Annotated in this window: 20 protein-coding genes; 10 read left to right on the top strand and 10 right to left on the bottom strand. The window is 62.4% G+C overall.

Annotation, left to right across the window (positions count from 1 at the left end):
• Positions 1-163: 163 nt before the first annotated feature.
• Both AC0L26_RS19565 and AC0L26_RS19560 read right to left on the bottom strand, forming a co-directional pair.
• Positions 164-1,750, bottom strand: coding sequence for an ABC transporter substrate-binding protein (locus AC0L26_RS19565; RefSeq protein WP_473634028.1), 1,587 nt, complete (start codon positions 1,748-1,750; stop codon positions 164-166).
• 31 nt (positions 1,751-1,781) lie between these two features.
• Positions 1,782-2,627, bottom strand: coding sequence for an alpha/beta hydrolase (locus AC0L26_RS19560; protein ID WP_473634027.1), 846 nt, complete (start codon positions 2,625-2,627; stop codon positions 1,782-1,784).
• Positions 2,628-2,973: 346 nt separating this feature from the next.
• Here AC0L26_RS19560 and AC0L26_RS19555 point away from each other — a divergent pair, with 346 nt between their 5' ends.
• Positions 2,974-3,672, top strand: coding sequence for a GntR family transcriptional regulator (locus tag AC0L26_RS19555; protein ID WP_473634026.1), 699 nt, complete (start codon positions 2,974-2,976; stop codon positions 3,670-3,672).
• A gap of 339 nt (positions 3,673-4,011) precedes the next feature.
• On the top strand, positions 4,012-5,367 hold the full coding sequence (locus AC0L26_RS19550; protein ID WP_473634025.1) for a glutamine synthetase family protein: 1,356 nt from the start codon (positions 4,012-4,014) through the stop codon (positions 5,365-5,367).
• A 163-nt stretch (positions 5,368-5,530) separates the two neighbouring features.
• Here the strand turns inward: AC0L26_RS19550 and AC0L26_RS19545 are convergent, their stop codons facing one another.
• Positions 5,531-6,544, bottom strand: a complete 1,014-nt coding sequence (locus AC0L26_RS19545) for a LacI family DNA-binding transcriptional regulator (RefSeq protein ID WP_473634024.1) — start codon at positions 6,542-6,544, stop codon at positions 5,531-5,533.
• 158 nt (positions 6,545-6,702) lie between these two features.
• Here AC0L26_RS19545 and AC0L26_RS19540 point away from each other — a divergent pair, with 158 nt between their 5' ends.
• Genes AC0L26_RS19540 through AC0L26_RS19525 form a run of 4 tightly spaced genes read left to right on the top strand, consistent with a single transcriptional unit; the run spans position 6,703 to position 11,070 of the window.
• On the top strand, positions 6,703-7,644 hold the full coding sequence (locus AC0L26_RS19540) for a sugar ABC transporter substrate-binding protein (protein ID WP_473634023.1): 942 nt from the start codon (positions 6,703-6,705) through the stop codon (positions 7,642-7,644).
• 17 nt (positions 7,645-7,661) lie between these two features.
• On the top strand, positions 7,662-9,230 hold the full coding sequence (locus AC0L26_RS19535) for a sugar ABC transporter ATP-binding protein (RefSeq protein WP_473634022.1): 1,569 nt from the start codon (positions 7,662-7,664) through the stop codon (positions 9,228-9,230).
• The gene (locus tag AC0L26_RS19530; RefSeq protein ID WP_352931309.1) at positions 9,227-10,222 is read left to right on the top strand and encodes an ABC transporter permease; all 996 of its coding nucleotides are present in this window, start codon (positions 9,227-9,229) and stop codon (positions 10,220-10,222) included. The genes AC0L26_RS19535 and AC0L26_RS19530 overlap by 4 nt, the downstream gene beginning before the upstream one ends.
• Positions 10,223-10,233: 11 nt before the next feature.
• Positions 10,234-11,070, top strand: coding sequence for an N-acyl homoserine lactonase family protein (locus AC0L26_RS19525; RefSeq protein WP_473634021.1), 837 nt, complete (start codon positions 10,234-10,236; stop codon positions 11,068-11,070).
• Between the two features lie 138 nt (positions 11,071-11,208).
• On the opposite strand, the gene AC0L26_RS19520 is transcribed toward AC0L26_RS19525, so the two are convergent.
• Positions 11,209-12,084 carry an SDR family NAD(P)-dependent oxidoreductase gene (locus tag AC0L26_RS19520; RefSeq protein WP_473634020.1) on the bottom strand — a complete coding sequence of 292 codons (876 nt, stop codon included), beginning with the start codon at positions 12,082-12,084 and terminating at the stop codon, positions 11,209-11,211.
• A 182-nt stretch (positions 12,085-12,266) separates the two neighbouring features.
• On the opposite strand from AC0L26_RS19520, the gene AC0L26_RS19515 reads away from it, so the two are divergent.
• Positions 12,267-12,395 (top strand): RraA family protein, encoded by a 129-nt coding sequence (locus AC0L26_RS19515; protein WP_473634019.1) that lies wholly within the window; start codon positions 12,267-12,269, stop codon positions 12,393-12,395.
• A gap of 106 nt (positions 12,396-12,501) precedes the next feature.
• On the opposite strand, the gene AC0L26_RS19510 is transcribed toward AC0L26_RS19515, so the two are convergent.
• Positions 12,502-12,903 (bottom strand): ester cyclase, encoded by a 402-nt coding sequence (locus tag AC0L26_RS19510; protein WP_473634018.1) that lies wholly within the window; start codon positions 12,901-12,903, stop codon positions 12,502-12,504.
• A 398-nt stretch (positions 12,904-13,301) separates the two neighbouring features.
• Here AC0L26_RS19510 and AC0L26_RS19505 point away from each other — a divergent pair, with 398 nt between their 5' ends.
• The 3 genes from AC0L26_RS19505 (at position 13,302) to AC0L26_RS19495 (ending at position 15,383) form a co-directional block, all read left to right on the top strand.
• Entirely contained in the window at positions 13,302-13,637 is a 336-nt protein-coding gene (locus AC0L26_RS19505; RefSeq protein WP_473634017.1) for a hypothetical protein, read from the top strand.
• A gap of 66 nt (positions 13,638-13,703) precedes the next feature.
• The gene (locus AC0L26_RS19500) at positions 13,704-14,621 is read left to right on the top strand and encodes an aldo/keto reductase (RefSeq protein WP_473634016.1); all 918 of its coding nucleotides are present in this window, start codon (positions 13,704-13,706) and stop codon (positions 14,619-14,621) included.
• Positions 14,622-14,723: 102 nt separating this feature from the next.
• On the top strand, positions 14,724-15,383 hold the full coding sequence (locus tag AC0L26_RS19495; RefSeq protein ID WP_473634015.1) for a DUF6064 family protein: 660 nt from the start codon (positions 14,724-14,726) through the stop codon (positions 15,381-15,383).
• Positions 15,384-15,608: 225 nt separating this feature from the next.
• Here AC0L26_RS19495 and AC0L26_RS19490 read toward each other — a convergent pair whose 3' ends face one another.
• From AC0L26_RS19490 to AC0L26_RS19470, 5 genes are all read right to left on the bottom strand, one after another.
• Positions 15,609-16,250 carry a ThuA domain-containing protein gene (locus tag AC0L26_RS19490; protein WP_473634014.1) on the bottom strand — a complete coding sequence of 214 codons (642 nt, stop codon included), beginning with the start codon at positions 16,248-16,250 and terminating at the stop codon, positions 15,609-15,611.
• A gap of 151 nt (positions 16,251-16,401) precedes the next feature.
• Complete coding sequence (locus tag AC0L26_RS19485) at positions 16,402-17,316, bottom strand: TIM barrel protein (RefSeq protein WP_473634013.1); 915 nt, start codon at positions 17,314-17,316, stop codon at positions 16,402-16,404.
• 56 nt (positions 17,317-17,372) lie between these two features.
• Positions 17,373-18,143: a glycerophosphodiester phosphodiesterase family protein gene (locus tag AC0L26_RS19480; protein ID WP_473634123.1), complete on the bottom strand. Its 771-nt coding sequence runs from the start codon at positions 18,141-18,143 to the stop codon at positions 17,373-17,375.
• Positions 18,144-18,207: 64 nt separating this feature from the next.
• Positions 18,208-19,089 carry an ABC transporter permease gene (locus AC0L26_RS19475; protein WP_473634012.1) on the bottom strand — a complete coding sequence of 294 codons (882 nt, stop codon included), beginning with the start codon at positions 19,087-19,089 and terminating at the stop codon, positions 18,208-18,210.
• Positions 19,090-19,100: 11 nt separating this feature from the next.
• Positions 19,101-20,027, bottom strand: a complete 927-nt coding sequence (locus AC0L26_RS19470) for an ABC transporter permease (protein ID WP_473634011.1) — start codon at positions 20,025-20,027, stop codon at positions 19,101-19,103.

Raw genomic sequence — 20,027 nt, 5'->3', positions numbered from 1 at the left:
CTTCGGCCCTAGATTGGGACGGTCGTTTCCGCAGCGCCAAGCGTCGGCTCCTGGCGCACACGCGCCGTCCGAGAGCTGGTGAGTTTAGTCTCCTTCCACCCCTGCAAACGAAAGATCGGAGGCAACACGCCTCCGATCTTTCGAGCGACAGAGAACCGCCAGTCTATTCGCTTTTCCAGACGCCCCATACGCGGGGGTTTGCCGCCGGCCATACCGAATAGCCCTTCACCTTCGGCGATACGGCGTCGACGGATGGCTCGTAATAAAGGCCAAGGATCGGCACATCCTTTGCCATAAGAGCATGGAGCTGCTTGAACAACGCCTTGCGTTGCCCGGGGTCGGTCGTGGCCATCGACTTCGTGTAGAGGTCGAGGGCCTCCTTGCTGTCCCACTGCGCCGTCGGATCGGTCGCCTTGTCGCCGAGGATGACGCCATACATCAGCGATGGATCGAGACGAGCCGAATAGCCGAATGACTGCATCTGGAACTTGCCGGCAAGGTAATTGTCGAGCTGTGCCGCCCAATCCAGCACTTCGAGCTGGGCGTTGAAGCCCGCGGCCGTCAGCATCGCCTGCAGCAGTACGGCGTTCTCATACATCCCCTGGTAGCGGGTGTTGGTCTGGATCTTGATCGGCTCGCCCTTGTAGCCGGCCTCGTCCAGCAGTGCCTTGGCCTTGACCGGGTCGTATTCCGGCCATTTGAGGAAATCACCGTCGAAGAACGAGCTCGCCTGGGCGACGGCGGAGGGGTCGCCGGCAGCGACACCGTTGGTGCGAGCGGCGGCGATCTGGTTGATGTCGGCGGCATGCGCCAGCGCCTGACGTATCTTGACGTTGGACAGCAGCGGGTCCTTCGTCTGCAGCAGGATCGCCGTCCACGATAGGCCTTGCGTCGACAGCACCGTCATGCCCCGCGACTTGGCTTCCTCGACACGGGACGATTCAAGATCGGGCAGGACATCGAGCTCGCCGGCAAACAGCGCGGTTTCCGATGCCGCCGTGTCGGGAATGACCATGAAGCGCACCTCGTCGACATAGGCCTCACGGCTGCCGGCAAAACCGCTCGGCGCCTCCTTCACCGGCTTGTAATCGGCAAAGCGTTCGAGCGCGACATACTGGCCCTTGACCCACTCTTTCAGCTTGAAGGGGCCGCTGCCGATGGCGCTGTCGGCGATCCACTTGCCGTCGGCGCCGACATTCTTAGGGCTGGCGACCCAGCCATTGCATTGCACATTGGCGAGCTGCGCCAGAAAGAGCGCGTTCGGTGTGTGGAGCGTGAAGACGACGGTGCGTGGATCAGGCGTCGCCACCAGCTCTACCTTGAGGCCCTGGCTGCCGTCGAAGAACGGAATGCAGAACCACTGGTTGGCTGCGTCCATGCGGCGGTCCCAGTTCCATTTGACGTCCGATGAGGTCACGGCGTCGCCATTGTGGAAAGCCGCGCCGTCGCGAAGCATGAAGGTGTAGGTCTTGCCGTCGTCCGACACTTTCCAGGATTCGGCAAGCGCCGGGCCGACCGTGAGATCGGCGCGGTAGGCCACCAGCGTCTCGAAGATCTGGTGCAGCACCGTGTCGGTGTTTGCATCGCGATTGAGACCGTCGGTGGCGCGGATGTCGGCGTTGATACGGACCTTGAGCGTGCCGCCGGTTTTCGGCTGCTCCTGCGCCACCGCCGACAGCGCGCAGGCTATCATGGCGATTGCCGCCAGCACCCCGACCAATCGCCTTCCCATTCCCGATCTTGTTCCCATTTTTATCTCCAGTTTTGTTGACTGCAGTTTTTCAGGCGGACGCGGCATTCAATGTCCGCGCAAAGAAGTCCTTGACCTTGGCGATGAGCTCACGGTCGTCGTGGGCGATGCCGGGCACGACATCCAGCTGCACCTCGACGCCGTGTCTCTCAAGGCTGCCCTTCAGCGACCTGATCCGGTCGTTGCGGGTTGCGCCGGCAAGATCGGCGCCGGGCATCCACCAGGCATCGTCCGGAGTGATGGTGATCTCCCAGGTTTGGAGATCGTCACCACCGATCACCATCTGCACGGCGACCTTGCGCATGGCGTCGAGGTCGACCTTCTTGCCGAACACTTTCTCGAAGTCGCGCAACCCGACCCAGAAATCATGATCGAAGTCGAGCAGGGTCACGACACCAGGCGCGCCGATCGATGCAGCCAGCAGACGTTCGGGATGGAGGAACAGGAAACGATGGGTGAAATGACCGCCGCCGGAGAAGCCATACATCAGCACCCGGTCGCCGCGGATGCGGTAGCGCTCGCGCATTTCTTCGACCATGTCGAGCATCACGGCATCGTAGTGGAGGTCGCCCTCGCGCAGCATCTTGTAGGAGGAAAGGTCGCCCGGAAAACAGATACTCGCCGGGAAGAGCGGGGCAAGCACGATCACGCCGTTCTGCTCGGCGAAGTCGGCAAAGGCATCCCGGTAGGCGAGCATGCCGCGTTCGGTGCCATGCACGATGACCGCCAGCGGATAGGTCTTGTCGCCGTCCTCGTCATAGTCTTCGGGCACATAGGCACAATAGGGAAAGCGCTGGTCGAAGCGGGAGGCATACACCGTCGTGTGGCCGAAATCGTAATAGGACAGGCGCTTGCCATGTCCGCTGACCTTGCGCATCGAATTTTCCCCAGTCTCAATTTCATTGTTCCATCATTTTGTGCGACTGAAAAGCATTTATTTATCTTGGATACCGGCGAAGTACGTATTTTACATCGCGTAACGCCGAACCTTGCTGGAGCGGACGCGAGCCGGTGTCCAGCCGCCGCGCGCCGTCGCGGCATTTGCCGGGCGCAACCGGGAGAGCGGCGACGACGCGGCTTGCAGCGTTGCGGTTGAAGCGTCTATCATGTGCTTGAAAAATCGCTGACTTCGGCCTTCATGCCGCGTTCGGCCAGCCATCATTTCTAGCGGCAGATGTAGCCAGCTGCGTAGATTTCAGAACGAATGAAGTAGCGCACCGCCAATGGCCGATAAAACGCATTTCGGGTTGACCGCCGTCGACACCGTGCCCCTGCATGAGAAAGTCTATCTGGAACTGGTCAGAGCATTGATGTCGGGCCAGTTTGCCCCCGGCCAGAAACTGACCTCCCGCAAGCTCGCCAAGGAACTCGGCACCAGCGACATGCCGGTGCGCAGCGCCTTCATGCGGCTGCAGGCGCTGCGTGCGCTGAGCCCGATGCCGAACGGCAGCGTGGAGGTGCCGGTCATCTCGGCCGAAAGATTCTCGCAGCTGACCGAGGTGCGAACGATCCTCGAAGGTTCCGCGACCGAGCTTGCCGCAAGGCTGATCAATGGCAACAATCTGCGGGCGATCCGTCGTCATTGCACGGAGCTGACCCTGGCAGCCCGCAAGGGCGACATCGACGACTATCTGCGCAAGAACTACAACTTCAAGTTCTCGATCTATCGCCACTGCGGCAATGAGCAGATGATCTTCCTGATCGAGACGGTATGGATGCAGGTCGGTCCGTTTCTCCGGAACCTGACCACCGGTTTCGAGGACAATCTCGCCGCCATTCTCGATATCGATTACCACGAGGAAGCCGTCGCCGCGATCGAAGTGCAGGACGGCCCGCGCGCGCGGGCCGCCATCGTGCGCGACATAAACGACGGCGCGACGCATCTCTTGCAGCACGTCAAGTTTCCGGAAACCCGGAACTGACGACCCGGGAAGCACTGTCGAGAGCAGTCACCAGGCGGCGCAAACCGCCTCGCTAACCGCCACGACCTCCTGATCCATGCGAAACCGTCCATCCATCTCGTTGATCATCATAGACGGCGGTTCAAATGCCGCTTGGCTTTCCCCGACCGTACTACTATATTGCGATCGCAAATCGCGCAATTGGTCTTGAAATGCCTCCCGATATCCCAGCTAGTGAATTGAAAAAATAACGGAAATCCTCTGGTGACCGCCAGAGCTGCTTCCACAAACTCACAAGCTTTCTATAAGAGATATCGTAACCGAGCAGGGCTACGGCACCTTCGGAATCAGGGGTTGAAATTGGGCGATGCAATCACGGACGTTCTGAATTGGCTTGAAAGCAGGGACGACATCCACAGCCTGAGGGCTGCGGTGTGCGACCTCAACGGCATCATGCGCGGCAAGCGCATACCCGTCGAGCAGGCACGAAAGGCGCTGGAGGGCAAGCTGCGCATGCCCTATTCGCTGGTTGGGCTCGACATCTGGGGCGAGGATATCGAGAACAACACGCTGGTTTTCGGCAACGGCGACGCCGACGGCCTTTGCCAGTGGACGGGGCGCGGCATCCTGCCGGTGAGCTGGACGGCACATCCGACCGCACTTGTCCCGCTCTGGCTTGCCGACGAGAACGGTGCGCCGTTTCTCGGTGATCCGCGGCGGGCGCTGGCCCGTATCCTCGATCGCTACAAGGCTCTGGGCCTGACCCCGGTCGCTGCTACGGAACTGGAATTCTATCTGGTCGACCCGCAATCGCAGCGGCCGGTCGGACCCGTCTCGCCGATAACCGGGCGTCGTCTCGATTCCGATGCAGCCCTGTCGATCGACGAGATCGACGACTTCGAAGGCTTCATCCACGATGTCTACGACGCCTGCCGCATGCAAGACATTCCGGTCGACACCGCGATCGCCGAGAACGGCGTCGGCCAGTTCGAGATCAACCTGAACCATGTCGCCGACGCCTTGCGCGCCGCCGACGATGCCGTGCTGTTCAAGCGCACAGTCAAGGGCATAGCTCGCAAGCACGGCTTTGCCGCCTGCTTCATGGCAAAGCCCTATGGCGACCGCGCCGGCAACGGCTTTCACGTCCATTTCAGCCTGACCGACGCCGAAGGCCGCAATGTCTTCGATGACGGCACAGATCAGGGTTCGGACGTCATGCGCCATGCCGTCGGCGGTCTGCTCGCCGCCATGGCTGAAAGCACGCTGGTGTTCGCGCCGCACTTCAACTCCTACCGCAGGCTGCGCCCCAGATCCTATGCGCCGACCGCGGTTGCCTGGGGCTACGAGAACCGTATGGTTGCGATCCGCATTCCCGGCGGGCCGTCGAGCGCACGCCGGATCGAACATCGCGTCGCCGGTGCGGACGCCAACCCGTACCTGGTGCTTGCGGCAATACTGGGCGCCGCACTCACCGGCATCGAAAGACAATTGTCGCCTGGCGATCCGGCGGGCAGAGACGGCAAAGGACTTCAACCGGCCAAGCTGCCGCCTGACTGGGCCTCCGCGATCGCCAGCTTCGACAGCGGCCCGCATGTGGCGGAGATATTTCCGGCCACCCTGCGCGACTCCTTCATCGCCTGCAAACGGCAGGAGCTGAATACGTTCGCGCTCAATGTCAGCGACTTCGAGCTCGAGACTTATCTCGAAAGCGTTTGATCGGCAGGGCGCTCCAGCAACACCGGGTCAGGGCCTGCCTGACGGCGCCGCACACTTCCAGAAACGCTGTGTCCGAGCGCTCGTGTGATTTCCAGGTCCTCGCGCTTACATCTCGGCGCCTGGTAGAGCGACTGATATCCCGCGGCCGACCGCCAAGAATCCGTCAGCCCGCATTCCTGCCGAGCGGCATGCAGCTTTCCCCGACGATCAGCGCCGGCTGGAAAACGATGCTGCGCACGGGCTCCGACACCCTTTCCTCGATACGATCGACGAGCAGGCGCAGCGCTTCATTGGTCATATCGGCAATGGGGTGCTCCGTCCTCGTAAGTCGAGGCTTCAAGCCGCCGGCGCCGGCGACCGTGTCCGTCGAGGCGATCGAGATGTCTTGCGGACAGCGCAGGCCCAGATCGGCAACGGCCCGCATCACGCCGATCGCCATGACGCCGTTGGCGACATAGATCGCCGTCGGGCGATCGGGCGACCCCATCATATCGCGAGCGACCGAATAGGCGGCTTCTTCGCGAAACTCGCCGGACCTGACATGACCGGGCTGCGGCGCAAGTCCGCGCGCGGCCATCGCATCGATCATGCCGTCAAGCCGGCCCTTGCTGGTCGACAGTTGCATCGGGCCGGTAATCGAGCCGATGCGGCGATGCCCGAGGTCGAGCAGGTAATCGACGGCCTGCCTGCCCGCCTCCCGATTATCGATGGTCACCGTATCGGCGCTGTTGCCTTCGATCGCTCGCCCCAGAAGAACGGTCGCCATGCCGTCGAACTCATGCGGCTGGTATTGATTTGCCGCGCCCACCGGAACCAGAACCATTCCGTCGCAACCGAGAGTGCGAATACGCGACAGGATGCGCCGTTCCGCGTCAGGCTTTTCATCGCTGTTGAAGAGAACGAGCGAATAGCCCCACGCCGCGACGGCCGCCTCCGCCGACCAGACGATGCGTGCATAAAACGGGTTCGACAGGTCGGCCACCGCAAGGGCGATCAACTGGCTGCGGCTGCGACGCAGGTTACGGGCAGCCAGCGACGGCTCATAGCGCAGTTCGCGAATGGCGGTGACGACGCGAGCCCTCAGCACAGGGCTGACAAAGGCAGTATCGTTCATCACGGCCGAAACCGTAGCGGTCGACACGCCTGCCTTCCTGGCAACGTCTTTTATAGTGGCCATTTTGCCCTGATAGCTAATCGTTTCGCTGAAGTCTGGTTCAGATTTATGGCTGTGTCCAGCGGATTCATGCTTGCATTGAACCGCATTTTGCAGGACGTTAGCGAAACGGTTAGCTGACAAGAGGCTCTGGCGGCAGATCAAACGAAGGGAGGAGAACCATGAGAAATCTAGCTTGCATCATCGCCGTTGGGGCGCTCTCGCTGGCGACGCCCGGCGCTGCCGCGCAGGACAAGCCGCTGCTTGGTATCGTGTCTATCAGCGCCACCGAAGCCAACAATGTCCGCTACATCCAGGGCGCCACGAAGGCCGCCGACGAGCTCGGCTGGAAGACCAATGTCGTCGATGCCGCCGGCAGCGCCGACCAGGCGAATGCGGCGATCCAGAATTTCGCGCAGCTCAGGGCGCATGCGATCATCGACATGGTGTTCCCCTATTCGTCGATCGGCGCGGGCCTGGCTGCCGCGGGCGACGCTGGCATACCCGTGGTGACCTGGGGCGGCGGGCTTGGCTCGACCGTTGCCGCCACCAACGGCTCGGGCGGCCCTATGGCGATACCGGTCGTCGATCTCATGGTCGAAAAAATGGGTGGCAAGGGGTCGATATTGGCCCTCACCTACCGGACCGGCGAAGTCTGCCGGAACCGCGAAGTCGTCATGGACGAGATCGTCGCCAAACACCCTGACATCACCGTCACCAAGAACGAAGTGCGCATTCCCGGCTATTTCGAGGACGGCGCCCAATACGCCAATGCCTGGCTGGCCTCGCATCCGGCCGGCAAGGAAAACCTGGCGATCTGGGGATGCTGGGACGACCCGGCGATCGGCGCCATCGGTTCACTGCGCGCCCAGGGGCGCGACGACGTCCTCGTTTACGGCATCAATGGCAATGCCCAGGCGCTGGAGAACATCAAGAACGGCTTCATGACCGCGACGGCCTGGCAGGACAGCTTCACCGAAGGCTACAACATGGTCAAGATGCTGAAGGACATCAAGGATGCAGGCGGCGCATGGCAAGCCAAGGCAGCCGAGGTTCCGGCCGTGCTGGTGACCAAGGAAACTGCCGATGCCTTTCTCAAGGACCACCCGGAAGCCATAAAGTAGGGCTTGGTTTGGAGGCGATGTTGACAAGGAATGCGCCGCAGCCAGGCGGCGCCGAGATGGCGACCCCGTTCCTGGTCGCGCGCGATATCGCAAAGGCCTTCGGCGGCACACAGGCGTTGAAGGGCGTATCGCTCGACATTGCATCAGGTGAAGTCCACGGGCTCGTCGGCGCCAACGGAGCGGGCAAGTCGACCTTCATCCGGATCCTGGCCGGGTTGAACCACCCCGATGCCGGTCGTCTCGAACTCGACGGCCACAGCCAGGAGATTGGCACGCCGCAGCGGGCGACCGAGCTCGGCATGAGCTTCATTCATCAGGAACTCGCTTTTGTACCGGGCATGACCGTGCTGCAGAACATCATGCTGGGCGTGCCGAAGAAAACGCGCTTTGGGCTGACCGATTGGCGCGCGATCGCGCGCGACGTAGCACCCATCGCCAGGCGCGTCGGCATATCGGCACCGCTCAACGCCGGCGTAAAGGGCCTGTCGACGGCTGAGATATGGCTGATCAACATTTGCCGCGCCCTGGTGCGCAAGGCGCGGCTGATTGTCATGGACGAGCCGACGGCATCGCTTGCCGCCAGCGAGGCGGAACGGCTGTTTGCGATCGTGCGCGATCTTTCCGCGTCAGGGGTGGCGGTGCTCTACATCTCGCACCGGCTGGACGAGATCCTGAACCTGTGCACGCGCGTGTCGGTCTTTCGCGACGGCCGCTCCGTCGCCGAGTTCGCCGGAGACGCACTCAATCGCCCTGCGCTGGTCGAGGCGATCGTTGGCGGCGCAATTCGGGACGTTCAAAGGACAGCCACCACACGGGCTCGCGGCGATGTGGTGATGGAAGCAAAGAAGCTGACTCGGGCGCCAAAAGTCCGCGGCGTCAGCCTTCAGCTCCACGCCGGCGAAGTGCTGGGCATCGGCGGCCTTGTCGGCGCCGGGCGAACCGAACTCGCCCGGCTGCTTTTCGGGGCGGACCGGCCGGACAGTGGCGAGATGATGCTGGCGAACCGGCCCTATGCGCCCGCCTCCCCTGCAGCGGCCGTCCAGGCCGGGCTCGGGCTGGTCCCGGAAGAACGCCGGGCGGAAGCGCTTTTTCTCTCCAAGAGCATCGCCTTCAATTTGGGCATCGCTAATCTCGACAAGCTGGTGCACGGCCGCTACCTGCCGCTGATGAACCGCCGCGCCCGCACGTCCATGGCCGGCGAGATGATCCGGTCGCTATCGATAAAGGCGCGCAACGCAAGCACGCCCGTTGGCCGTCTCAGTGGCGGTAATCAGCAGAAGGTGGCGATCGGCCGCTGGCTCCAGCGCACGCCGCAAGTGCTGATCCTCGACGAGCCGACGCGAGGCGTCGATATCGGAGCGCGCGCCGAGATCCACCGGCTGATCCGCCAGCAAGCCGAGGCCGGAATGGCGGTTCTGGTGATTTCATCGGAACCGGACGAGCTGCCCGAGCTATGCGACCGCGTTCTGGTGATGGCGGAAGGCCGCATCGTTCGCGAGCTGACCGGTCCGGCGGTGTCGCGAAAGGCGATCGTCGAAGCAAGCTATCTCGAACCGGAAGCCCAGATGGAGGATCATCCCGCATGAGCGATGTTGCGATTAGCGCCCGGCGTCTGTCGCCCGGAGCCAAGGCGGCGCTCGGTATCTTTGCCCGCTACGGAACAATCATCGGACTTCTGGCGATGATCGTCACATTTTCGATCCTGTCGCCGGGAGCCTTTCCCACCGTGGGCAATTTCACCAATGTGCTGAACCAGGCCTCGCTGGCCATGATCATTGCCGGCGGGCTGACGCTTGCCGTGGTCGTCGGCGAACTCGACCTGTCCATAGGCTTCGCCGCCAGCCTGCACGGCATTCTGATCACCGGCCTTGTCGTCCACGACAAGCTGCCGATCCCGCTTGCGGTGGTCATCGTCATCGCATTGGGCGCGGTGATCGGCCTCGTCAACGGCTTCATCGTCACCAAGGTAAAGGTCAATTCGGTTATTGCGACGCTCGGCGTCGGCACCATCCTGACTGGCCTCGCCTTCGCCTATTCCGCCGGCGTTCCCATTGTGGCCGGCGTGCCGGAGGCGTTTCTCCAGCTCTCCCTAGGTCGCTGGCTGTTCGGTATCCCCAACAACATCATCGTCATGATCCTCGTTCTCGGCGGACTTTGGCTCCTGGTCGAGCGGACGCCGCTCGGCCAGGAGATCCAGGCCGTCGGCGGCAATGCCGTGGCAGCCCGCCTTGCCGGGGTGAATGTCGATCGCATCAAGATCCTCGGCTTCGTCATTTCGGGAATGTGCGCCGCTCTCACCGGTATACTGCTTGCCTCGCGGCTCGGCAGCGGCACGGCAAGTGCTGCCGACTCCTACCTGCTCACCGCGTTCGCGGCAGTGTTCCTTGGCTCGGCAACTTTGCGTGACGGCGAATTCCACGTGCTTGGCACGCTGGTCGGCGCCCTCATCATTGCCTTCGGCTTCAATGGCCTCAACATCTTCGGCGCCCCGACCTTCTCGCAATATGTGCTGCAGGGCGCCATCCTGATCATTGCCGTGGGCATGGCAAGCCTTGGCCGCTCGCTGGCGGAACGCTGAAGGAGAAAGCGATGACAAACGAAACCACGCCTTGGGAGGTCTATGTCATCGAATTCGCCCGATCGCGGCAGCAGCCCTGGGTGGATCTCGTCGCCGGCATGTATGACGACGGCAAGGTCGATCTTCCCTTCTCCTTCGTCCTGCTGCGGCGCGGCGACCGCAACGTGCTGGTCGACACCGGCTTCATCCAGGAATCGAGCGACGCCTTCTCGCTGAGATTTGGCATTCCCTACTGGGTTTCTCCGGTCCGCATGCTGGCCGAGCTTGGCATCGGGCCCGGCGGTATCACCGACATTTTTGTGACCCATGCGCATTTCGACCATATGGGATCGATCGCCGAGTTCCCGAACGCAAATCTCCACATCCAGAAAAGCGAATTGCTCTCCTGGTATGAGGCGATCGCATTGCCGCCGCGCTTCGGGTATCTCACTGCGATCATTGATCCCGATACGCTGCGCGCCGCCCTCGATGCATCGGTCGATCACCGCGTCTCGCTGATCGACGGCGACAAGGACGATGTGCTGCCGGGCGTCCATGTGCGGCTGGGCAGCGGCCACACGATCGGGCAGCAGTTCGTCATCGTCCAGTCCGCGCGAGGCAGACTGGTCATCTCCGGCGACTGTGTCTATTCGAAGCGCCAGATCACCGGACACAATCACGACGGTGTCTACGCGCCGCTGAACAATGCCGTTGGCAGCGTCTGGGAGCAGCTGAAGACCATCGACCGCATCAACACCGAGATCGGCGGCGATCTTGGGCAACTGATCGTGCTGCACGACATAGAACGATGGAAGGGTCTGCCGATCGTCGCAGAGCTCGAAGGATTTCGGATCGTCAGGGCCGGATAGGAAAAGACTGAAAGGCGACTTTCCGGGTGCTGCTTCCCCAATCGATCCACCGCCGCAGCGTTCATGCATTCAGGCAGATCGGCCCATGCCGCGAACGCGCGCACGGCAACGAAGTTCGGAGGGGCGGAAGTGGGTATGCTATTGGATTTTCATGATGTCTTTGTTGCGGTTGCCGTCATGCGAATGGTGCAGGCCAAGCGTGATAGGCGGCGGCGCGGTGACCTCGCCCTTCGCCATCGCGCCGACCGCGCCCTTGGCCGGCGTGATGCCGCCATCGACCAGCCAGACGGCGCCAGTGACGTAGCTCGCTTCGTCCGAGGCTAAGAACGCATAGACGTTGGCAACTTCCTCCGGCGTACCGCGACGGCCGAAAGGCACGGCCGTGATCAGCGCCTTCTCGACTTCCTCATCGACAGCACCAGTTTCCTTGTGCGTCCAAGCTGTATCGATCGGGCCCGGGCTGACGCAATTGGCGCGCACGCCGTATTGCGCCTGCTCGACGGCGACGCCTTTCATGAAAGCGTGCAGGAAACCTTTGGTACCGCCATAGACAGTGTTCCGCGGCTGGCCGTTGACGCCGCCTTCCGAGCCGGCGCTGATGATGGTGCCGCGGGTTTTGCGGAGATAGGGCAAGGCGTATTTCGTCATCAGGAACGCCGAGCGAACATTGCAGCGGATATGCTCGTCGAACTTGTCGATTGGCATGTCATCAGTTTCGGCGTTGACGAGCAGAACGCCTGCATTGTTGATGAGCACGTCCAGCCGACCGAATCGGTCCACCGCAGCAACCACGCAATCGCGCGCCTGAGCTTCATCGGAGACGTCGGCTGCAAAGGCGATTGCGTCGCCGCCATCGTCCAGAATTTCAGCGACAATGTCCTCAATCGGGTCATCGGGCAGACCGTTGACGACAATTTTGGCGCCCTCGCGCGCGAATTTGAGGCAGATCGCTTCGCCGATGCCGGTTCCGCCGCCCGTTACGATCGCGACCTTGTCTTGCAACCTACCATTCATGGCGATCTCCTTCCTTGGAAGTAGAACCCCAGCAGCAGGTTGTGGTTCCATTGGCCTCCTTGAGAAGCCGAGACTTCAAACAAAATAAACCCCGGGAGCCAAGGAGCTCGACATCGGAATCTGGGTAAAGGGCGTCACGCCCAATTACCACGCAGACGAACATCATCCCCTTCGCCGTCAATGTGCCGATCGCCTGCGGCAACGCGCTGGTCATGCCTGGCGATATCGTCGTTGCCGACGATGACGGCGTCGTCGTGCCGATCGCGCTGGCGCCGAAACTCATCGAAAGCGCGAGCGAGCATGTCGAATAGGAGGAATTCGCGCGCTACCGGCTGTCGTAGGGCGGCGACCTCAGGAAGTACTCCCGCTGACGAAGGAGGTGGAGGAGGAATACCAGGCCTGGCGCAAGCAACAGGGCTAGGCTCGGAATCCATCGAGCTGCGCTTCGATGGCCGCCTTGTCTATAACCGACCATACTTGCACGATCTTCTCGCCGCGAAATTCATAGAACACATTCTCGGCAAAGGAGACCCTCTTCCCGTTCACATCGAGGCCCAGGAACGTTCCCTTTGGCGTGCAATCGAAGCCCAACCGGCTCGCTATGTAAGGCGGATCGGAAACAAGCATCTGGATGTTGAAATAAAGGTCCGGGATTTGCTCGAAGTCTTTCTCCAGCATCTCGCGATAGCCGGATAGTCCGATCGGCCGGCCGTTGTGGATCGCTTCATCATGAACGAACCGTCCCAGCTTCGGCCAGTCCTGCTCGTTCAGGCAGGCAATGTAGTCCCGGTAGATGTCGGAGAGGTCGGTACTAGTCACGGCAATTGCTCCTATCTTCTGCAAGGCTCTGCTGCAAAGCCAGTACCTCGATGCAAAGCCAGCGTCTCGGTTGAAACCCGGCGTCTCACAAGATCGCCCCACAACCCGATAGCAGCTGTCAATGTCCAAGCGAGCGACGCGACAACGACATCGTGAAGTTGTGCAGGTTGACTCGATTGTCCGCTTGCCTAACTAGGATGTCGGGGCCAGCGTAAATCATCACAGTCGGTATGATATTTTCCAGCATCCGAAAGCCTGTCCTTCTCGTTCTCTTGGCCGGCAGTTTCATCGTGTCTTCCTGCGTCGCCCCTGACGACACGTCGACCATCTCGAAGGAAGACGCTACGACGGCGGCAGCCCGCAAAGAGATGGTCGGTCTTAGCGAGGCGGACGTTCGAATGTGCGCCGGCTTTCCGACTGCCACCGCTGATGCGGGCGGAACAGGCCAAATCTGGACTTATCAGCGTACCGTTCAACGCGGCAATCTCAACGTCGTGATTCCGACTTTGGCGGTGGGTGCTATTCCGACCGTCGGAGGATCCGTCAATGTCAATCCTGGCGGCTACTGCAACACGCAAATTCGAATAGTCGATGGCCGTGTTGCCGAGGTCGCCTACGCCGGCGACAACAATACGACGAACCACCGCGATGCGCTCTGCGTCAGCACGGTAGACGCCTGCGTGGAATATGCCCGCCAGCGCCATCAAGTCAGGACAGGGGCCGCCTCCAGGTAGATCGGCCTTGCGAAGGCCGGCCTCCGAAACCATTCTTGTGGTTCGGGAATACAAGGACGGCAGACGATGATCATCAACCGCAGGACATTCGTGAAGGCTGCCGCCGCTTCCGGAGCGGCTTTCGTGTTGCCGGGAACCGCGCCCGGCGCGCCGCCTACGCCGGTGATGCGGACCGTGCCCTCCTCGGGAGAGATGATCCCCGCAGTGGGGCTCGGCACCTGGATCACCTTCAATGTCGGCGACGATCCGGTGCTGCGCGACGAATGCGCCGAGGTGATCGCGGCCTTCTTCGCGGCAGGCGGCCGCATGATCGATTCCTCGCCCATGTACGGCTCCTCGCAGCCGGTGATCGGCTATGGCCTCGAGAAGCTCGGCCAGCCCAAGGCGCTGTTTTCGGCCGAGAAGGTCTGGACCTCCTCCGCCACCGACGGAGCCGGGCAGATCGAGCAGTCGCGCCGCTTCTGGGGTGTGCCGCGCTTCGACCTCGTGCAGGTCCATAACCTCGTCGGTTGGGAGGCGCATCTCGAAACCTTGTTCGCCATGAAGGCGGACGGACGCATCCGCTATGTCGGCATCACGACGTCCGAAGGGCGGCGGCACGATTTGTGCGAACAGATCATGCGCGCGCAGCCGCTAGACTTCGTGCAGCTCACCTACAACGTCATCGACCGTGAGGCGGAGGAACGGCTCCTGCCGCTGGCAGCCGAGCGCGGCATGGCCGTCATCGTCAACCGGCCGTTTCAGCAAGGCGCGCTGACGCGCCAGCTCGAAGGCGAGACGCTGCCGGACTGGGCGGCCGAGATCGGTGCCGGGAGCTGGGCGCAGTTCATTTTGAAGTTCATCCTTTCGCATCCCTCCGTGACGGTCGCCATCCCCGCCACGGCCCGCGTCGACCATGTGCGTGAGAACATGATGGCCGCGACCGGTCCCCTCCCCGACGCGGCCATGCGCGAGCGGATGGCGGCTTACCTCAGGGACCTCTAAGCAGGCAGTCGTGGGCTGGCCCACGAATGCCTGCTTAGATTCTGTTGTTTGTCGCAGGTTCTTGTCGCAAAACCGTGGGACACTTTTGCGGAACCTGCTTAGATGTCGGAATGGTGGACCTACCGGCTGGAGGATTTCCTGCTCTTCTCGCCGCGCGTCTACTGGCGCATGTTCGAGTTGCATAATGCTGCATTCTGGCCGCTGCATCTCCTGACGCTCGCCGCTGGCCTCGCCATTGTCCTGCTCGTGCTCAGGCGGCCGCGCCGCCATGGTCTCTGGATCGCGCTCATCCTCGCCGCGCTCTTTGCTTCCGTCGGCTGGTCCTTCCTGTGGAGCCGCTATGCCGTGATCAACTGGGCGATCGTCTATGTCGCGCCGGCCTTCGGCCTGCAGGCATTGCTGCTGACGATCGGCGGCGCACACGGCGGCCTTGCCTTTGACCGGCGCGACATCGCAGGGCGGTTCGGGCTGCTGCTCATAGCTGTTGGCCTCGTCGTCTATCCCCTGCTGCAGCCGCTCTTCGGGCGGCCATGGGCGAGCGCCGAAATCTTCGGCATCGCGCCGGACCCGACGGCGATCGCGACGCTCGGCGTCCTGCTTGCAGCGAGCGGGCCCGTGCCACTGCTGTTTCCGATGCCGCTGCTGTGGCTGCTGCTCAGCGGCCTGACGCTCCATGCCATGGGCGATCCGCAAGCCTGGCTGCCACTTCTGGCAGCGGCCATCACTGTCGCTGCCTTGGCCCTGCGCCGCATTGCCCGATGATGCGTTCGGCATTTGCTCCGGCAAGAAACGTGAGCTCGAGCTCGCGAATCAGTTGACAGGTGACGGCAGTTATGCTAGGAATTTATTCATGGTGCTGATTTGCGCTAATGACCCGCCGCCGAGGCGGGTTTTTGTTTTCAGGTTTCGACGCCATCCCTCACAAGGCTCCTAAACCCAGATCTGACGGCGTGAAAGGATTCCCCGCGTAGCCAATCGTCGGCGCCCTCAACGCGCCGCCCACACCAGCCCGCGACGAAATATCGTTCGCATCTCAGGCACCGTGAACTCCTTGGCGACGTGGCCGAGCGCCGAATAGAACACCCTTCCCTTGCCGTGCCGGCGCTTCCAGACGACCGGCATGACCACGCCTTCGATCCAGGACGCGTGCTCGCCGGAGAAGGTGGTGGTCGCCAGCACCTCGTTCGATGGATCCACATGCATGTAATACTGCTCGGAACGGTACGAGAAATCGTCGATGCCGTTCATGATCGGATCGTCGCGCCTGGTGATGTCGACCTGGTAGTCGACGATGTTGCCCGGGTGGGCCACCCACTGGCCGCCGCACATGAACTGGTATTCCGTGGCCTCGCGAAAAGCGTCGCACATGCCGCCGTGATAGCCGCCAAGGCCGACACCGCCCTCGACTGCCTTTGTCAGGTTGAGCTCCTCGTTCTTGGCAAGCTTGGCCATCGTATAGATCGGGACGATCAGGCTCAGATCGGCGATCGCTGGGTCGGCGAAGATCTCGGTCGTGGTTTCGACGCGCACGCCAAACCCTTCCTCTTCGAGCATCGTCTTGACGACCCGCGCGCCTTCTTCCGGCTCGTGTCCGTCCCAGCCGCCCCACACGATCAGCGCTTGCCGCATGTCCTCTCCATCAATTGGCCTTATCGCCAAACGAGCCATCACCGGCCGGCCGATCCGGCCCGGCTGCTCCTCAATTCGACCTATGCCAACGATACCCAGACAGTCCCGACCGTTGCAACGTCCTTCAGGCCAAAATCAAATGAATGACCGATCACTTGGCTGCCATGGAACTGCGCGTGCCGTTCAGCGCCATCAGGCGTTTCGCGCGTTCGAGGCTGGCTGGCTGCTCGCTGCGGTAGCGTTCGCCGATCTCCATCATCAGCACCGTTCCCGGCAGGAACTCCAGCTCGCCGAAAATCTCCTCCCAGGCGATGTCGCCCCAGCCGAGCGGCATGTGCAGGTCGCCGAGACCCAACGCAGTCGCTTCCTGCAGAAAGTAAGGTTTGTAAAAGCCCTGTGGCCGCCCGAAGGAATCGTGGACATGCAGATGCCCGGCCACCGGCGCCATGGCACGGAGTTGTTCGCGGAAATTCAGTCCGCGATAGGTCGCTTCGAGATAGGCATGACTGAAGTCGATCAGCGCGACCAGATTGGGATGGTTGACCGCCTTGACGGTCTCGGCCACCTGCGCCGGCGTCTGCCGGTATTGCCCCGGCTCAGCGGTAAAGATGTTCTCCAGCGCGATGCGCACGCCATAGGGTTTGGCGAATTCCGCCAGTTCGGACAGAGCCTCGCGCTCGCGCCGGTCCGCATCCGCGCGCAGCAGAGGCTGGTCGGCGCGCAGGAAGCCGCCGTGTTGGACGAGGATACCAGCGCCGATCCGGTCGCAGACCTCGACCAGCGCCTTGGCCGCCTCCAGCTGGTACCTGCAGGTCGCTGGGTCCATGAAGTTGGAGGAGACAAGGCCATGAACCATGTAGCGGAAGGAGAACGCTCCGGCCAAGGCCACGAGCCTGTCCGCCCTTTCCCTGATGATGCGGCCACCCGCGACAAGATCGATGCTGGTGAGCGCAAGCTCGACGGTGTCGACGCCGATATCTTCAAGCCGGCGAAGATCGGCTTCAAGGCTGTCCAGCTCGCCGTCGCGAGACTGCGCGTTGAAGCCGGTTGCGATAAGATTGCTCATTTGTCTTGTCTCCACGTTGGGCCAGATTGGCATCGTTGTGTGGCCGATCGGTGCGATCAGGCCGGATTGGCTTCGAGCGGCGCTGCCGTCATCATTTCGGAACGCAAGGCGATGGCGAGGTCCGGGCGGTCCGATGTCAGGCGGCCGATCCGCCGTTCCAGCCAATGGCGGATCGTCGGCTCCTCATTCAGGGTCCACACGCAGAGCCGGTCGAGCGGCAGTGCGGCTCGGACCAGTTCCCACTGCGCCTCCATCAGCTCGTGGTGGATGGCGACGATGTCGACGAGGCCGTCGACGCGCGCAAGGAATGCAGCCAGGCCGCCCTGTCTTTCAGCCCAGTCCGCATTGACGGAGACGAGGCGCGCGACCTCAGGCTCGTGGCGCCGGTAGTCTTCCAGAACCGAAATGTCGAAGGACGTCAGATGCGTCCTGCCCTCGACGCCGAAGCGACGAAGCGCCTCGGCGACGCGCCGGGCAATGTCGGGATAGGGCGTGCCGGTTTCGTCGATCTTGATCTCGACATGCAGGTCCGGTCCGTCCCTGGAAGAAAGCACGGCCAGCACATCCGCCAGTGTCGGGATGGTTTCGTCAGTGCCTTTTAGCTTTACGCCTGCCCGCACCTGCGGCGTCAGCTTACGCACCAGCCCAAAACCTTCCGTCGTGCGTTCAAGCGTCGCATCATGGATGACCACCAGCTCGCCCGCCTCCGTCAGGTGGACGTCGAATTCGATGGCGTCGACGCCGAGCTCCAGCGTGTTGCGGAAGCCGGCAAGCGAGTTCTCGGGCCACAGATTGCGGGCGCCGCGATGGCCGGTGATCAAAGTCATGCTAGTGATCAAAGTCATGCCAGTGATCAAGGTCATGGACGTCTCCTCGGATTGCTGGAACATCTCACCGCACCGTGGGATCGAGCCTGTCGCGCAGCCAGTCTCCGACCAGCGAGATGGACAGCGTGGTGAGCATGATGACCAGGGCGGGCACCAGCATGATCCATGGCGCGCGGGTCAGATATTCGCGGCCGAAGCCGACCATGTTGCCCAGGCTGGTCTCCGGCGGCTGGACGCCGAGGCCGAGGAAGGACAGCCCGCTTTCCATCAGGATGATCTCAGGAAAGGTCAGAGTCATCGAAACGATCAGCGTCGAGGCGACATTGGGCAGGATGTGGCGCAGGTAAACCCGCGCCGGCGTGGCGCCGAGCTGCACCACCGAGGCTGCATAGCCCTGCGCGCCTGCCGAGATGGCAAGGCCCCGCGCGATGCGCGCATAGCGCTCCCAGCCGTAGAAGCCCATCAGGCAGACCAGCAGCACCATGGAGGAACCGAAGAAGGCCAGCACCGCCAGCGACATGATGAGAAACGGCAAGGCCGCCTGGAAGTCGGCCAGTGCCAGCACCAGATGCTCGACGAAACCGCGGAACTGCGCGGCGGCGAAGCCGAGCGCCGTGCCGAAGACGGCAGAAAGAAGCGTCGCCCCGAAGGCGATGACGAGCGAAAGGCGGATCGACTGGATGAGGCGCGAGAGCACGTCGCGGCCGAGTTCGTCGGTGCCCAGCAAATGCTTCATCGTGCCGGGATGCGAAAGCCGGCTGGTGAGATCCATCTGCGTGATCCCATAGGGGCGGATGCGATCGGCGAATATGGCAACCAGCACCATCGCGGCCAGCCACAGGATTCCCAGCCCGACGCTCAGCGGTACGTTGCTGCGGACGGACGACAGGAACCCAGCCCTTTGCCTCGCGTTTGGCCGTGTGGTCGCCGGATAGATCGAAGCCATGCCGGTTCTCCTCAATGGCTCGCGGGCGAGCGCAGGCGCGGGTCGAGCCAGCCGTAGAGCAGGTCGACCGCGAGGTTCGACACCACCATGGTGGCGGCGACGACGAGCAGGATGCACTGGACGACAGCGAGGTCGCGATTGCTGACTGAAACGATCAGCAGCCTGCCGATGCCCGGCCAAGAGAAGATCGATTCCACCACCACCGCGCCGGCGATCAGCGAGCCGACCATGAAGCCGACGATGGTCACGATCGGCACGGCGGCGTTGGGCAGCGCATGGCCCCACACCACGTCGCGCCATTTCACCCCCTTGGCCGATGCCGTGCGGATATAGGGCTGGCCCATCACCTCGATCATGGCGCTGCGCGAGAAACGGGCGAGTATGCCTATGCCGCCTACGCTCATGGTGAGCGTCGGCAGGATCCCGTGCATCCATGTCTCCTGCCCGCCGGATGGCAACACGCCGAGCGTCACCGAAAAGATCAGCACCAGCACCAGGCCCATGACGAAGGAGGGAATGGTGAAGCCGAGGATCGCCAGCAGGATCACGCCGCGATCGGCGAAGCTCTGGCGGTGCAGCGCCGCATAGACGCCGGCCGGAATTCCGATCAGCAGCTTCAGGATGAGCGCCGGAACGGTCAATTGCAGCGTGGCCGGCACGCGCTCCAGCACCAGTTGCAGCGCGGGAGCCTTATCGCGCATCGACACGCCGAAATCGCCGGTGAAGATCGACTTGAGGTAAGCCAGATACTGAATCCAGACCGGTTGGTCGAGACCCCACGACTTGCGGAACGCGTCGATGACGGTTTGCGGTACGTCCGGCCCCAGCATCACCTCGGCCGGGTCCCCCGACATGCGCAGCACGACGAAGGCGAAGGTCATCACCGCAAGGATGGTGATGACGGCCCTCATAACGCGCACGAGAACGAAACGGATCAT

The sequence above is a fragment of the Mesorhizobium sp. WSM4823 genome (assembly GCF_055811195.1).
The sequence above is the reverse complement of the archived record's forward strand: the minus strand, read 5'-3'. Positions and strand labels throughout refer to the sequence as shown.

Excerpts from the sequence above, each read along its gene's own strand:
- AC0L26_RS19540 (WP_473634023.1), top strand. The coding sequence starts at position 6,703 with ATGAGAAATCTAGCTTGCATCATCGCCGTTGGGGCGCTCTCGCTGGCG.
- AC0L26_RS19565 (WP_473634028.1), bottom strand. The coding sequence starts at position 1,750 with ATGGGAACAAGATCGGGAATGGGAAGGCGATTGGTCGGGGTGCTGGCG.
- AC0L26_RS19560 (WP_473634027.1), bottom strand. The coding sequence starts at position 2,627 with ATGCGCAAGGTCAGCGGACATGGCAAGCGCCTGTCCTATTACGATTTC.
- AC0L26_RS19520 (WP_473634020.1), bottom strand. The coding sequence starts at position 12,084 with ATGAATGGTAGGTTGCAAGACAAGGTCGCGATCGTAACGGGCGGCGGA.
- AC0L26_RS19470 (WP_473634011.1), bottom strand. The coding sequence starts at position 20,027 with ATGATCCGTTTCGTTCTCGTGCGCGTTATGAGGGCCGTCATCACCATC.
- AC0L26_RS19485 (WP_473634013.1), bottom strand. The coding sequence starts at position 17,316 with ATGAGCAATCTTATCGCAACCGGCTTCAACGCGCAGTCTCGCGACGGC.
- AC0L26_RS19555 (WP_473634026.1), top strand. The coding sequence starts at position 2,974 with ATGGCCGATAAAACGCATTTCGGGTTGACCGCCGTCGACACCGTGCCC.
- AC0L26_RS19500 (WP_473634016.1), top strand. The coding sequence starts at position 13,704 with ATGATCATCAACCGCAGGACATTCGTGAAGGCTGCCGCCGCTTCCGGA.
- AC0L26_RS19505 (WP_473634017.1), top strand. The coding sequence starts at position 13,302 with ATGTGCGCCGGCTTTCCGACTGCCACCGCTGATGCGGGCGGAACAGGC.
- AC0L26_RS19490 (WP_473634014.1), bottom strand. The coding sequence starts at position 16,250 with ATGCGGCAAGCGCTGATCGTGTGGGGCGGCTGGGACGGACACGAGCCG.
- AC0L26_RS19480 (WP_473634123.1), bottom strand. The coding sequence starts at position 18,143 with ATGACTTTGATCACCGGCCATCGCGGCGCCCGCAATCTGTGGCCCGAG.
- AC0L26_RS19475 (WP_473634012.1), bottom strand. The coding sequence starts at position 19,089 with ATGGCTTCGATCTATCCGGCGACCACACGGCCAAACGCGAGGCAAAGG.
- AC0L26_RS19525 (WP_473634021.1), top strand. The coding sequence starts at position 10,234 with ATGACAAACGAAACCACGCCTTGGGAGGTCTATGTCATCGAATTCGCC.
- AC0L26_RS19530 (WP_352931309.1), top strand. The coding sequence starts at position 9,227 with ATGAGCGATGTTGCGATTAGCGCCCGGCGTCTGTCGCCCGGAGCCAAG.
- AC0L26_RS19545 (WP_473634024.1), bottom strand. The coding sequence starts at position 6,544 with ATGGCCACTATAAAAGACGTTGCCAGGAAGGCAGGCGTGTCGACCGCT.
- AC0L26_RS19535 (WP_473634022.1), top strand. The coding sequence starts at position 7,662 with ATGTTGACAAGGAATGCGCCGCAGCCAGGCGGCGCCGAGATGGCGACC.
- AC0L26_RS19495 (WP_473634015.1), top strand. The coding sequence starts at position 14,724 with ATGTCGGAATGGTGGACCTACCGGCTGGAGGATTTCCTGCTCTTCTCG.